Source organism: Paenibacillus sp. FSL H8-0260 (genome assembly GCF_045040625.1).
Classification (GTDB): domain Bacteria; phylum Bacillota; class Bacilli; order Paenibacillales; family Paenibacillaceae; genus Paenibacillus_AQ; species Paenibacillus_AQ odorifer.
On sequence record NZ_CP150298.1, the window covers coordinates 3506729 to 3520896 of the forward strand.

Sequence of the window (14168 nt, forward strand, 5' to 3'; positions counted from 1 at the left end):
AATTATTAATAAATATCTTTTGAAGTAAGGAGTGGTAAACATGGAAGAATAGCATTTATCACACTAATCACAGGACGCTATTCAGCCACTTATTTCTGTTATTAAGGATCGTTGGGTTGGACGAACCAGCCCTTTGGTCGAGTCTTTGGATGGAGGCAGTGTTACTAGTGAATTTATTGTGATGCTGAGGTTACTTCTTACTTGGATGCTACAGTCATAGAGTATGATAACTTCTTCGAAGCGAATATCACTAATGATGAATGTGACTCCTATACAACGGAGCAAAAATATACTCTGGTAATAAATGGAAGATTGTGAACTGAGACACTATAATATAATTAATGATTAGTGGTAAAACACAGAACAAAACCATTTTCGTTTTTCGTCTGTGAATGGTATTAAAGCGTATCTATTACAAAATTCCCTTCAAAGGTAATTATTCTGAAGGGAATTGTAGCTCGCTAACTGAACTATCCGATGTTGTTGACCTTACAATTCTAGTGGATAAATTACCCGAGCCGCGCAGCTAGTGTAGCCACACTTTTCTGTGAAATTGCTAGGTATTGTTTATCCATGATCTGAATTTATATTGAAAAAGCGAGACTGTACTCTCTATATTGAAGTACGGTCTCGCTTTAATTTTTGACTTTGGTAGCTCGTGCATCTTAAGGTTTTTTTAGCTCATTTATCATTTTTCAGAAAATTATATTCGTGCAGATAATCTAATTCCGCTTAATTTCTTTTTTACTAATGATCTTCCCCGTAGTTCTATTAAATACGATTTCATACCATTTACCGTCAATAAGTACTATCTTATTTTCCAGTACGTCTGCAAATATTTTAAAGTCACTTTGTTCGAGTGGTGTTGTATATGAACTAGCTTCTATATGTACACTCAAAAAATTACTAAAAAAAGCAATGATTATAATACTTCCAATGATCCTCTTGAAAATCTTCTGGTTCTTCATTTAATATCGTCCTCTTTCATTTTTATGATAGGTAACTTATCGTAAAACGGATTAATCTCTTGTATGGTAGTGAAATAACCTAATTTATTGAGATAAATATCAAAAGTACCATCCTTGTTTTTTATTATGTAAGCTGTATCAGGCGTTATATCAATAGCTGTGCTAGCGTAATTATCTGGAAAAGAATATCGTGGTTGTACAACAAAAAATAATGTAGACACAAAGCATGATAAGGCTAATATACTCGTGGTTGAAAACCTTAACCATGATTCTTTAGGTTTATTGTTTGATAACAGTAGCTCAAAGCGGTTCATGAAAGTAGATCTGTTTTTATCAATAAGGTCCATAGTAAAGGGCATATATTTAGATTTTATAGAGTTTTTATAGGTATTCACAAGAAATTCGAGGTAATTAAGCCGTTTATATTCCTCCCAATTTTTTGTTATGGTAAGATCATTTTTTATTTCCAAAATTCTATCCACTTGGTTACGCAATTGATATACAAAAGGATTCCACCAATAAAAAGCACATAACAGTTCAATGATAGTTTTAATCCAATTATCTTTATTAAAATAGTGATGCAATTCATGCCGAATAATAAAATATTCCTCTTGATCAGTAAAATTATGTACTGGAAAAACAATTGTGGGTCTAAAAAAACCATACATCATGGGAACTGAAGTCAATGAGGTTTCAATTAACTTTAAATTTTTAGGTATTTTAATTTCCTTCTGGAGGACACTTAAAAGTTCAGAGTTTATATTTTTCTTGATAGAACACGTCATTATTAATTTACACAAATTAGAGTACCTTTGAAAAATCCGACTAATACTTATGAGTGTTCCCGATAACCAAATAACACCCAAAAAAAGATATAAGTTAATCTTTATTTGATCGCTGAATGAATAAATAGAAAAATTAAAAAAATCATTTATTATGGGTAGGAATTTTGGTAATTCGATAGTATGAGCAAAAGGTATTTCTATTGGAACAAGTAATCTGATTGTAATAAGTAACAGCAATAGGGATAAAACCGGAACACCAACTTTACTAATAGTAGATGATTTTTTAGTTATAAGGCAATATAAGCAAATAAACAAACTACTTACTAATAGAGTAGTTTGTATACTCCAAATGGTTATCATCTATCGACCTCCCCATTTTTTTGCGTCAGTTTCGTTTGTTCAAGCTCTGTTTTTTTCGCTTTTATTAACTTTTCTAATCTATCAATCGTGTGTATATCAATATTTTCATCCTCGAACTTAAATAATGTTGAGATTAATTCTGTAATACCAGTTTGAGCATCATCCGTTGAGTAATATTGAGCAAATTGCATAACTGCATAATCATTTGTAGTGATAATAGGTCTGTACTTTCTTGCAGTTGTTTTAAAAACCTTTGTATAAGCTGCAACTTCAATTGCATTTTTAGTAAGTAACGATTGTAAGGCGTTTTGTATGCTGTATATACTAAATTTCTCCTCGATTTTCTCAAAAATATTTGTCGCGGTAAGAGGGTGGGGTTCCTTCCATAAAATATGCATGATTTCTAATTCCCGATTAGTCAATTTTGTATAGGACATAAAGGTTCCCCCAGTATAATATAGTATCTTAAAATTATAGATCGATTTTCACGTTATATCAACCGTTGATTTTTACTTTATATTAATAATTAAGAGAATAATGGTATCTATTAAGCTATTGTTGACAAAATAATGATTTAAATGGTAATTTATCCATACACAATAAATGTTAAGCGTTAATGTTAAAAGTATATACATGTCTTTATTTTATTCATATGAAGGTGGGTGGTCATATTGATTTATTAATAAGTACAATTGTTGTTACTTTTTTCTTGTGATATTTTTTGAAACTAAATTGTTGATGATGTAAATAACTATTATTTGGATAACACATTTTAACGAAAAATTCCATAAATTCGAAAGGGTGACTTTGATGCGATATGAAAAAAACTGTACTAAGATAGGTGGTTTAAAAAAAAGGGGTGGAGCTGTAAGAACACAAAAAACTAGGAAAGTTTTTACAATGCTGCTTGCATGCTCTTTTTGTTTTGGTCTAAGCACAACCGCTTTTGCAGCATCAGAATATCAGGATACAATTACTGTAAATGAAGCCGGCGCAACTGAAACTTATATCGGTGACTATGCATCCGAGAGTATCTTTAAATCCGAACAGGATACAATTACTGTAAATGAACCAGGTGCAATTGAAACATATATCGGTGACTATTCAACCAAGCGCAGCTTTACACCAGAACTGGAAACAATTACGCCGAATGAACCCGATGCAACAAATTATTTGGCAAGAGCGACATACACACTTTCTAATGTAAGTAAGCCTATAAGTTATAATTTATTTAAGCCAGTCTCAGATTACGTTGCTTATCCTGGTACTGTTTCAGTTTCGAAAGGAGTAACCACAACTGTCACTGCTTCAGTTACGGGTGGTGGTGGAGTGGACGTAGCGTTTTTAAAAACCAATATTTCAGGAACGATCGGTTCAAGTGCTGCATTCACAACGACACAGACCATTTCGTACCCAACTACTAAAGGATACAAAGGTAGGATTATTTTAAGATATTACCAAGAACAGTATACTTATGATGTTACTAAGTTAGGTGTTAAATATGCAGGCAGCGCTTTTACTGAAGCACATGACCAATATTACGCATTACAGCAGGTTGCTCTATAGATTTGATATTAAAGATGAGTTATAACAGCAGAAATAGGTTTGAGAGTTTAAGAGTTTAGTTAATGTAAAAAAGGAGTGGATACATACTATTCACTCCTTTTTTATATCTGTATAACTGGAAGGGAATTGACACTATTTGAAAAAAATAATGTTTTTGATTGAAGTAGCTCTTCTATTAATAGTATTTGGGTGTGAATCTAATAGCATTAGTAATATACTAAATAAGCTAGAATTCAATCAAGCAGTTGGGATATATACGATCAATATAAAACATTCAGAAAATAATGGTTCGTCATTGCTGTTATTTGGATCAACATCAAATTTAAAAAAAGATACTTTTGAAAAATTAAATAAATCGGATATAACAATAACTTTATCCAATGAAAAAAAGGATGAAATTGAATTTAGCCCAGACGATATAGAATGGGAATTGACTGACCAGAATTTTTTAGTAGAAGGATTTTCTATAAGGTTAAATTCTGATAGGATATTAGGTTTAGAAAAATTGGGTTTTGATAAAATCAAAATAAAACTAAGAAGTAAAACCTTTAAAAAAAATATTAGTCCAGTATATTTACAATTTTATTCTGGTGAGGAAAATGGAATTTCCGTAATGGAATCTCCGATATCCCCTAAAAATGTAACAGCACTAAATAAAGAGTATTCATACTCGTATAAGATATTAGATTCAAATCATATTATTACTAGTGATATAAAAGCAGAATTAATTTATCCGAAAGAAGTAAAGAGTTTTATTGAAATTGTTACTGTAGAAGTTAATCCAGATATATATGCAGAGGAAGAAATTAAGGAAGAATTCAGAAATAAAGTTGATAAAAAAATTTTAAAAGAACTGAAAGTTTATGAAATTAAATGTAATTATATTATTAAGAAAAAGGAGAATATAGTTTTTCAACCAGAAATAAAACTTCTTTATAATAATAAAGAACAAAGTTTAGCACCATTTACACCAATAAGTTTTTTTAATTTTTAGAAAAATATATTATTAATATAAAAATAGGAGATAAGTAATTATTTCATGAAGATGACTTGTAATAGTTGCTTATACTAAAAGTATTAAATGCTAATATAGAATCTAAAAGAAAAGAAACAATGAATAGTAATATGCACATTTTTCGTTTAATCCAGAGTGTTTTACGATGGAAGTATGATAAGCGGCACTTCTCTCCAGATGCAACTTTGTAACGATCGCGTTCCCTTTGCTTGTCTTTTATCACAATCTTCATGGGTCTAATGATTTGCTGAACGTTTTAGTTATTTCACTTTAAAATGAGAGCAGCTGAAAATATGTGGTGTGTCGAATAAAATTGAGGAGTAATATGTAACTAAGTACAACACTCATCTTTTCCTGATGTATTACAATAAGAATTAGAAATGGTGCTTTATTGAAAAAACGAACAAGTTTCTATTAAAGGTAGCAAACTAAATAAAATTAAGAAGTTTATTAGCTGCAAAAATTACAAGAACTAAATAAGCGGGGGAATATCTATGAAAAATCTTAGTAACGTTATTAGTTCAATAATTTTAGGAATTGCAATCATTACTGGTTGTTTTATCATCAAAGGCAGTCAGTCATCTATAAGTCCAACAATTAACAATGAATATTCAAATAAACCATTAATGACACTTAAAGAAACTGCTAAATATTTAAACATCACTGAATCTCAAGTGCGCAAGATTATTACTACAGAAGAAACAATGTTGAAAACACAAGGTGCATATACCGGTGTGTTGTTTCCCATTATTAAAATCGGAGATGAAATTTTTGTTAGTACATCCGTTTTAAATGATTGGATAAAAGAATCTATCCAACAAAGGAAAGAATTTTAAAGGATATTGCACCGATAACAGATGTAGCTCAAGTTTTAGCCATCATCAGTGGAATGATGTATCTGGACTAGTCATCGAATCCTTAATTGCAAATATCCACGAAAACTAACGCTTCGGACCATTCCGAAGCGTTAGTTTTTGTATGCGCAAGTTATGTTTCGTCATCTACCGCATGCCTAAATCCAGAAAATAATAATTTTCAAATTAACTATTTTAAATTTTATGAAAATGATATAAGATAGTGTAACAAATGAAACGATACGTATCGTTCTATAATTACATCCTTTTAATAACTTAAATAACATCTAGGAGGTGAAATGAATATGAACGTGAAAAACAAAGAACCTCGAAGTAAAAAAGAGATTCTTACTGCAACACTTGAAATGTTAGAATCCAACAGTTATTCATCTTTAACGATTGAGGCGATTGCAGCACAAGCTGGAGTAGGCAAAACAACCATCTATAGATGGTGGGAAAATAAAGCGCGTCTTGTACTGGACGCTTTTCTAATGACCGTAGAATCAGAGTTTGAATTTGATAGTAATAAATCCATTCAGGATAACTTCAAACAACAGCTTGAAGCTTTAGCTCGTATCCTCAATAGCAAAATCGGGAAATCCACTTTAACTATAGTTACAGAGAGCGAAGAAATCGCAAAAGATTTTTACGTATTGTTTTTAATGACAAAAAGAAATGAAGCCAAACAATTACTCCAAGCAGCCATAGATATGGGAGAATTGAAACCAGCAATCAACCTTGATATAACTTTAGATCTGCTTTATGGTCCCATATACTTTCAAATTCTCATCTATAAACAAATTCCGGATGCGGATTACATAAACGATTTGTTGATCCATGTCTTGGAAGGCATCACTGTTGCAAATTAATAGTAAACCGGGGGATATTTACTTTATGAATCAGACGATAGACGTTCAGAATTACAATAAGAACTATTCATTAATGACGATTATTTTATTTTGGTGTGGATTAGTTATTTTAACTAGCATGTATATTACAATTCCATTATCCGAAGTATTTTCACATGCCTTTCAGATTAGCTCGAGTGAGGCGGCTTGGATTGGGAGTTCATTTTCTCTTTGTTATGCTCTGGGCTGTCTTTTGTATGGACCTTTTTCAGACAGATATGGACGTAAAGTATTTTTAGTAGCCAGCATTATTGGGTTAACCGTAGTTACGCTTGCATTAGGATTTGTGGATAGTTTTTACGGGCTTATTATGCTCAGAGGAGTGCAAGGCTTAGTGGCTGCTGCTTTTGCACCTATTGCGCTAGTGTATGCAGGGGAGATGTTCCCGCCTCATAAAAGACTAACAGCCGTTGGATTTATAAGCTCAGGACTGTTAATGGCAGGTATAGTAGGCCAGGTTTTTAGTGGGATTGTTAACGAAGCTCTTGGCTGGCGTGCTATTTTCTTTATTTTGGGGATTGTGTATGGTATTACTTCAGTAATAGTAATGAGGTTCCTTCCTAAAGATGAAATGCTAAGACCGAAAGAAAATGTTCTGCGGAAGTTTAAACAAATGACAATTCTGCTAAAACAATCACAATTGCTTTTGGCTTTTGCGATAACCTTTATGCTTCTATTAACTTTAGTTGGCATGTACACCGTTTTGGGAAGTTATTTAAGCTCAGCTAAGTTTGGTCTTTCCTCACAGGATATCCTTTATATTCGTGCATTTGGAATCGCGGGGATGCTTTTATCACCCTTTTCCGGAAGAATTGCTCAAAAACTTGGAATGGCCGCTGTTCTAAGGGGAGGCTTAGCTTTAGCTGCAATTGGGTTGCTTGCTCTAGGTTTTAGTACGAACCTGCCACTTCTTGTCCTAATGAGCGTTGTATTTGTGGCTGGTATCGCGCTGGTAACTCCCGTTATCATCTCAATCGTCAGTCAATTAGGGGGAAATGCAAGAGGGTCTGCGATTTCATTCAATGCATTTATTCTATTCCTAGGCGCTAGCACAGGCCCGATATTAGCTTTGAAATTACTAAAAACAGAAAATTATTCGTTATCCTTTACTATATTAGGTTCTATTCTTTTATTAGGTTTTTTAATCTCTCTTTTTCTTAGATTATCGGCTAGGGTTCCAGTAGTGAAAAATGAACGGGCTGCTACTTTACCCACAGAGTGATAGGAATGAATAAAGAAACGGAGATTTGCATTGTTGGTGGTGGACCTTCTGGTCTCTTTCTAGGGCTGCTGTTAGCCAAAAACGGAATTAGAGTTACCGTACTGGAAAGTCAAACAAGCTTTAATCGCAAGTTCAGAGGAGAAGTTCTTCAGCCTCGATTTGTAAGGCTCATGAAAGAGTTGAATCTGGAACAGCGTCTTGAAAAGTATGAGCATATAAAATTATTTAATGCTGAAATATGGAATAATAAGAAATATATCACTCAAATTGATTATGAAAAAGAAATGCCGGAGGGACCTTACGCAATTAAAATAAAACAATCCGTCCTGTTAACTTTTCTTTATGATCTGGCAAAGGATTATAGTAATTTTGAGCTCATTTTTAACGCAAAGGTCACTTCAACTATTAAAAGTGCAAATCGAACAGTCGGAGTAAACGCCTTAGTAGATGGACAAATGACTGCGATCCATGCTTCTTTAGTAGTCGGAGCGGATGGACGGATGTCCACGGTTAGGAAGACAAGCGATTTTTCTTTTAAGTATAAAAAAGAAGATTTTGATTTAATCTGGTGCAAAATATCGACTAATGAGTTCAAGCTAAATCAAAAACTCCTTTTCAGATTGTCTGATTTTAGTAACTTCATCGGGCTTCCTTATTCCTCTGATTGTGTGCAGATAGGTTTTACAATGAAGAAAGACCAATGGAATTCCATAAAAAGCAAAGGCATCGAACCATTAAAGCTTGAATTCATAAAGGCCTTTCCCGAGCTTAAAGAAGACATTGAAAAGATCATTGATTTCAAATCGTTTGTTTCTATCCAATCAGAGACTTTTATGGTGGACAATTGGCATAATAAGGGTTGTATTCTAATCGGTGATTCTGCACATTGTTCCTCACCACTCGGAGCTATCGGATTGTCCTTGGCTTTTGAAACAGCGCTGGTCGCTGCTGAACTTATTGTTGCATCAAAATTAGAGCCAAATCATGAATACAAGTGTTTAGATCGTTTGCAGCCCATTCGTAATCGGGAAATTCGTTTTGTGCATTTTGCTCAACAGTTGATAATCAGCATGACCGTTAAATCCCCTAAAGGGGTTAAAAAATTCTCGCTAGCCTGCATGAAACTGATGGGAAATAGCAGGATCGCAAGATATTTAATGCGGAGATTCTTTTTGGGGAGTCCTAAAATAACGGTTGATAATGCCTTCAAATTTTAACGAAGCCTCATTCCTAAGTAGAGTTCATTGGGAATGAGGTTATTTTAATTTGCTGAAACGCAAAGAATTTGTATAGAAAACGCTTTCTATCCATTGTAAAATACAGGTTGAGGTGTAATTACAAAACAAGGATGGAAATCCCATGCGGATCAAATTTAATATTTTTCAGAAAATGTTAGTGTTGTTGCTGATTCTGCTAACTCCGGTCGTGGCGCTGTACTATTATTCTACCTCTAAGAGCATCAACGTCATACAGGAGGAGCTTATCAAAGCCAGCCTGAACCGGATGGAGCTCTTCGTGGCACAACTGGATGCCAGCATTGAGAAGTTCGACTTAGTCTCCGCACCTATGCTCGTTGACACGAACGTGCTGGAATACCTTTACAACCTCAATATGAGCGATTATTCCCTAATGAAGACAAGGCTGCTGATCCAAGAGAAGCTGTCGCTGGCCAGCGCATCGGGCAACTGGCGCAATGACGTGACCGTCTATTTCCCGCAACGAGACGATAGTATTTCTTCTTCCCCCTCCTATGAATATGACCTTAAAGAGTTTGATAGCCGATTTTCGCTAGGGTGGAGCTACAGCGAAGATTTGGAGATTGGCTCCGGTTTTACTCGAACTTATGTCACTACGGGTTACAAACCAGCCCGTCCGGACGATCTGGATGTTGCCGTTCGCATTAACCTCTACAAGTGGAGCTTTGAAAATTTGCTTGATACCTACAAATCTGGTCACTCTGACAACCCGTTTTTTTACAAAGAAGGACATGCCATCATCGCCAGCCGATCCGCAGATGGGCCCAAGATGGACCAAATTATCGCGGAATTAGGCGACAGGATCAATAGCCGGAATTCAAGTTTTTTAATTCATTCCTTCGACGGCAGGCCTTATCTGATTACCTATTATTATTCCAATATTCTTGAGTGGCATCTCGTCGATTCTGTTCCACTTAACCAGATTATCGGACCTATCAAGCAACAGAGGTTATTATTTGGAGCTTCTTCGATTATTTTGCTCCTATCCTGTATTACCGCCGCGTCTGCTTTGTACTGGAACGTACATCGACCTATCTTCCAACTTGTGCGTGCGGTGCAGAGGATTAAGGAAGGCGATTACGCGTACCGGCTACCGAAGAAATCAAACAATGAATTCACGTTCCTGATGCAGAACTTTAACGAGATGGCGACGCAGATCCAAGATCTCATCGAGAATGTCCTACAATCGCGTATCCTTGCGCGTGATGCCACGCTAAAACAGCTACAAGCACAGATCCATCCTCATTTTCTGTACAATTGTTTGGGTTTCATCATTAATATGACCAAGATGGGAAAGAATCGGGCTGTTATAGACATGGCGTATCATTTGGCCGACTATTACCGGTATACGACGCGAATGGATAATCAAGGAGTCAGCCTGGGTGAAGAACTGGCGTTCGTGCGCATTCACCTCGAGATTCTTCGGCTTCGCAATGAGACGCTGTCCTACAGCATCGAACTGCCTGAAGAGTTGGCGGAGCTGCGAATTCCCCGGCTTCTTATCCAACCAATCGTGGAGAATGCGATCGTGCATGGACTTGAGAACGTCGAATATCCAGGCCGGGTTGAAATTAGAGTTTACGTCAATGAAGACCAATTGCACTTGGAAGTGGAGGATAACGGAAAAGGATTAAATAAAGAACGGATGGACCAACTGCAAATGGAGCTTCATATTCCGGCCAGCGAATATGCAGGCTGCGGTCTTTGGAACGTATATCAAAGACTGCAAGGCAACTTCGGTTCAGACGCTCAAATTGAGTTTTGCCCGTCCAGACTGGGTGGTCTAAACGTGAGGCTGATTTGGAGACAGGTGATGAAAGAAGAAACGAAGGAGGAAGAGCATTGAATAGCCTGCTTGTAGTTGATGACGAGAAACATTATGCGGACAGTCTGGCAGATACGATTCCATGGGCGACACTTGGTATCTCCCGCGTTTGGAAGGCATACAGCGCGAGCGAGGCACTTGCTCTGATAGACTCCTTCCCCATTGATATCCTTATGACGGATATCCGTATGCCGCGCATGAACGGCCTGGAACTGATCGAACAGGCCAGGCTTCGTATTCCAGGGCTGAAGTGCCTGCTGCTCACAGGTTATGCGGACTTCGATTACGCCCGAAAAGCGATTGAGCTGCAAGCGCTCGATTACCTGATGAAGCCCGCGAAGGACGAGCAGTTACTTACGGCAATGGGCCGGATCATTAAACAGCTTGAGCAGGAGCGATCAATCGAACAGGGCTTCCGTATCTACCGAGACAATAGTGCAGAACTGAAAGCAGGGTTGTTGCTCAAAGTACTCAGCGGAAATCTAAATGGCAAGGTTCTTGCAGAGAAGTTAAAGCTGTTTGACCTGCCTCTTCCGATACCAGGTCACGTCTCAATGTGCCTTGTCCGGTTGGGTTCCCCTTTCGACGGACAAGATCTCTATTCGCAGTCACTGATCAGGTTCGCGGTAACAAACATGCTGGAAGAATTGCTGATGGACCGCTATGACTGCTGGTCGGCAGCGGATGATGAAGGAAACCTGCTCGCTCTGGTATACGACCTATCAGGAGCACCACCTGATCCGGAATGGGTGCTTGAGCGGATAGAGCGATTAAAGCAAGAAGTACAGCGTTTGCTTAAAGGTGAAATTTCTGTAGGGGAAACCGACTGTCTATTCCCGGAAGAACTGCAAGCTAGTTATATGACAGCTAAATCGCGATTGGATAGTGACAGTTTTTCGGGTGGACAGGTGCCAGAGCGGAATGAAGAGGAAGCGCGTCTTATGCGCAAGCTCTATGAAACGCCTCTGCTGACACATCTTTTGGAAACGGAGCAATGGGAAGCGGCGGAAGCTAAGATCCGAGCGTTCGTGTCACCGCTTATGCATACGGGTTCACCTTACCTCATGCGCGACGTCTTTTTCTTTCTCTCCAATGCCTTCCAGTATATCGCGAATCGCAGTGGCAGGACGCTGGCCCAAATGCTCACTCCTGAGCAATCGGCTTTCGTTAAAGGAAAAGCAATGCTGCACGCGTCGCAGCTGGAAAGCTGGGCGCTCGACTTACTACGCACACTTCGCGATAAGCTAGGGGAGGAGACCGAGGACCACAGCCAGGTGATCGTCCGGAAGACGCAACTCTACATCCAGAAGGAGCTGGACAAGGACTTGTCACTTACTTTGCTGGCCAAACGCGTCTTCGTACATCCTAACCATCTGTCAAAAATCTTTAAGCAGTGCACAGGCACTACCGTATCCCAATATATTTACGAGCAGCGTATGCTCAAAGCCTGCGAGATGCTCAAGCATACAAATAATAAAATCTACCATATTGGTGAAAGCATTGGCTATCCCAATACTAACTGGTTTATTCGGAAATTCCGTGACTATTATCAGGTGACGCCCCAGGAATTCAGGGACAGATACCGATCGGGAATGGAGGGATTGGGCCGGTGAAGAAGCAAAAAAGAAAGGCCATCTTTCTATGGGCAGTTCTGAGCGGAGTGCTGCTAGTTTCCGGCTGTTTAAGTAGCACAGGGAAAACGGCACAGAACAGTATATCCAATGGGGAAAAGAAGCCGGTATGGGACTTTAAATACGATCCGCCTATAACGATCACAACAGGAATCGTAGACGAGAATCGGCCTAACGCATTCAAGCCAGATGAAAGCCTTACAGACAACGTGCATACCCGCTGGATGGAAGATAATCTGGGAATCGTCACGAAGTTTGATTGGATTGTCAGCAAGTTCGAAGATGCAGATACCAAAATTCGGCTCGCGCTGGCTGTGAATGGCAAGCTGCCGGACACCCTTAGCGCTGAAGGAGACATCCTGAAGTATCTGCTCAAAGCCGACAAGTTGCTTCCGCTGGATGATGCCATCGAGAAGTATGCTCATCCTAAGCTAAAAGAAGCGCTGGAGAAGTACGCTTATACCATGGCAGAAGTGACCAAAGACGGCAAGATATATGGACTTCCCCGTTTTAGTGCAGGAGATGAGGGAACGGTCATGTGGATCCGTAAGGATTGGCTTGAGAAACTGTCGTTGAACCCGCCTACGACGATAAGTGAGTTGGAGAACGTGCTGAAGGCATTTTCTGAACAAGATCCTAATGGGAATGGCGAAGATGACGAAGTTGGTCTAGCGGTTCCGCTGAAGGAAGGTCCCTGGAGCTGGATGGGGCAGACAGATGCGATTGCCGGAGCTTTTTCAAGGCAGATGATTAGCACGTCTGACATCAAACTGTTCTGGAATGAAGACGAGAAGGGCAGCTTGATCTTTGGCGCCGTACACCCGGATGCTAAGAAATACCTGGAAACGATGGCATCCTGGATGGCGAAGGGCTATATGGACAGGGATGCAGGCATGCAGGACCCGAGCCAAGCGTCCGAACTGGCGGTTAACGGAATGGCCGGTGTCATGTTCGGCCCGTTTTGGATGGGAGCCTGGCCGCTCGGCGATACAGTGAAGGTCGATCCCGAAGCGGCTTGGCAGGCTTACCCCCTTCCTGCCGGACCAGATGGGTTAAAGGGCAAGGCACAAAAGCCGTTGTACGGTATCTACACGGTGTTCAGCAAGGATTTCACGAATATGGAAGCCTGGTTCGCTTATTATAACAAGTTGCTTGCCAAAAATTTCGGCCCGGATGACCCGTACTTCGATCCCCGATTCGCACAAGGGTTTCACGAAGGTTACGATTATGTGATCATGAACGACAAGGTCATTACTGTCAATTTCGCCACTGAAGGCGTGCCAAATGATAAGTGGCCGCTTGCGGACGGGTCTTCAATGGATATGCGCTGGATGCTCTATCCGCTGACAGGTGGCGCTCCAGCCTTGCCTTATATGAATGCGGATGCAATCAGAAAATTATCTGAAAATTCGGAAGCCATAGTGACGACGCCGATCGAACAAGCTATTAAAGGTTTAAATTCAGCTCAACTTACGGCGGCTGGGGTGGCGATTGCCGAGCAGGGACTCGAAATCCCAAACCGATACCACGGACCTTTAACGGACGGGATGGAGAAACACGGAGTGTTCCTGCAGAAACTCGCAACGGAGAGTTATCTGAGCATCATTTATGGCGAGAAGCCGATCTCCTACTTTGATGAGTTCGTAGCCCAATTTTACAAGAATGGCGGCGACGTAATCACGAGAGAAGTAAATAATTGGTACATGGAAAACAAGCCATAATATTGTGGCTTGTTTTCTTCTATGTTCCTTTATTTCTTCTATATAACAGGATTAACT

Annotated in this window: 12 protein-coding genes; 9 read left to right on the forward strand and 3 right to left on the reverse strand. The window is 38.8% G+C overall.

The genetic code is table 11. From position 1 onward, the window contains the following. Positions 1-722: 722 nt before the first annotated feature. Genes MHI51_RS15605 through MHI51_RS15615 form a run of 3 tightly spaced genes read right to left on the reverse strand, consistent with a single transcriptional unit; the run spans position 723 to position 2550 of the window. Entirely contained in the window at positions 723-968 is a 246-nt protein-coding gene (locus tag MHI51_RS15605) for a hypothetical protein (protein ID WP_036677231.1), read from the reverse strand. Continuing rightward, positions 965-2113 carry a M56 family metallopeptidase gene (locus MHI51_RS15610; protein WP_036677228.1) on the reverse strand — a complete coding sequence of 383 codons (1149 nt, stop codon included), beginning with the start codon at positions 2111-2113 and terminating at the stop codon, positions 965-967. The genes MHI51_RS15605 and MHI51_RS15610 overlap by 4 nt, the downstream gene beginning before the upstream one ends. Next, the gene (locus MHI51_RS15615) at positions 2110-2550 is read right to left on the reverse strand and encodes a BlaI/MecI/CopY family transcriptional regulator (protein ID WP_036677226.1); all 441 of its coding nucleotides are present in this window, start codon (positions 2548-2550) and stop codon (positions 2110-2112) included. Before MHI51_RS15615 ends, MHI51_RS15610 begins: the two co-directional genes overlap by 4 nt. 373 nt (positions 2551-2923) lie before the next feature. Between MHI51_RS15615 and MHI51_RS15620 the strand changes: the two genes are divergently transcribed. The 9 genes from MHI51_RS15620 (at position 2924) to MHI51_RS15660 (ending at position 14111) form a co-directional block, all read left to right on the forward strand. Beyond that, positions 2924-3679 carry a hypothetical protein gene (locus MHI51_RS15620; protein ID WP_143761892.1) on the forward strand — a complete coding sequence of 252 codons (756 nt, stop codon included), beginning with the start codon at positions 2924-2926 and terminating at the stop codon, positions 3677-3679. Between the two features lie 136 nt (positions 3680-3815). Then, positions 3816-4673, forward strand: a complete 858-nt coding sequence (locus tag MHI51_RS15625) for a hypothetical protein (RefSeq protein ID WP_339167805.1) — start codon at positions 3816-3818, stop codon at positions 4671-4673. Positions 4674-5188: 515 nt separating this feature from the next. Further along, a complete protein-coding gene (locus MHI51_RS15630) occupies positions 5189-5530 on the forward strand; it encodes a helix-turn-helix domain-containing protein (protein WP_036677218.1) in 342 nt (113 codons plus the stop codon). Between the two features lie 323 nt (positions 5531-5853). Beyond that, positions 5854-6417 carry a TetR/AcrR family transcriptional regulator gene (locus tag MHI51_RS15635; protein ID WP_076184979.1) on the forward strand — a complete coding sequence of 188 codons (564 nt, stop codon included), beginning with the start codon at positions 5854-5856 and terminating at the stop codon, positions 6415-6417. 25 nt (positions 6418-6442) lie between these two features. Further along, on the forward strand, positions 6443-7678 hold the full coding sequence (locus MHI51_RS15640; RefSeq protein ID WP_076184990.1) for an MFS transporter: 1236 nt from the start codon (positions 6443-6445) through the stop codon (positions 7676-7678). A 5-nt stretch (positions 7679-7683) separates the two neighbouring features. Further along, positions 7684-8895, forward strand: a complete 1212-nt coding sequence (locus MHI51_RS15645; RefSeq protein ID WP_076184978.1) for an FAD-dependent monooxygenase — start codon at positions 7684-7686, stop codon at positions 8893-8895. A gap of 142 nt (positions 8896-9037) precedes the next feature. Continuing rightward, positions 9038-10780: a sensor histidine kinase gene (locus tag MHI51_RS15650; protein WP_076184977.1), complete on the forward strand. Its 1743-nt coding sequence runs from the start codon at positions 9038-9040 to the stop codon at positions 10778-10780. Continuing rightward, the gene (locus MHI51_RS15655; RefSeq protein WP_081387763.1) at positions 10696-12372 is read left to right on the forward strand and encodes a response regulator; all 1677 of its coding nucleotides are present in this window, start codon (positions 10696-10698) and stop codon (positions 12370-12372) included. Before MHI51_RS15650 ends, MHI51_RS15655 begins: the two co-directional genes overlap by 85 nt. After that, positions 12369-14111: a hypothetical protein gene (locus tag MHI51_RS15660; protein WP_405173082.1), complete on the forward strand. Its 1743-nt coding sequence runs from the start codon at positions 12369-12371 to the stop codon at positions 14109-14111. The genes MHI51_RS15655 and MHI51_RS15660 overlap by 4 nt, the downstream gene beginning before the upstream one ends. The last annotated feature ends 57 nt before the right edge of the window (positions 14112-14168 follow it).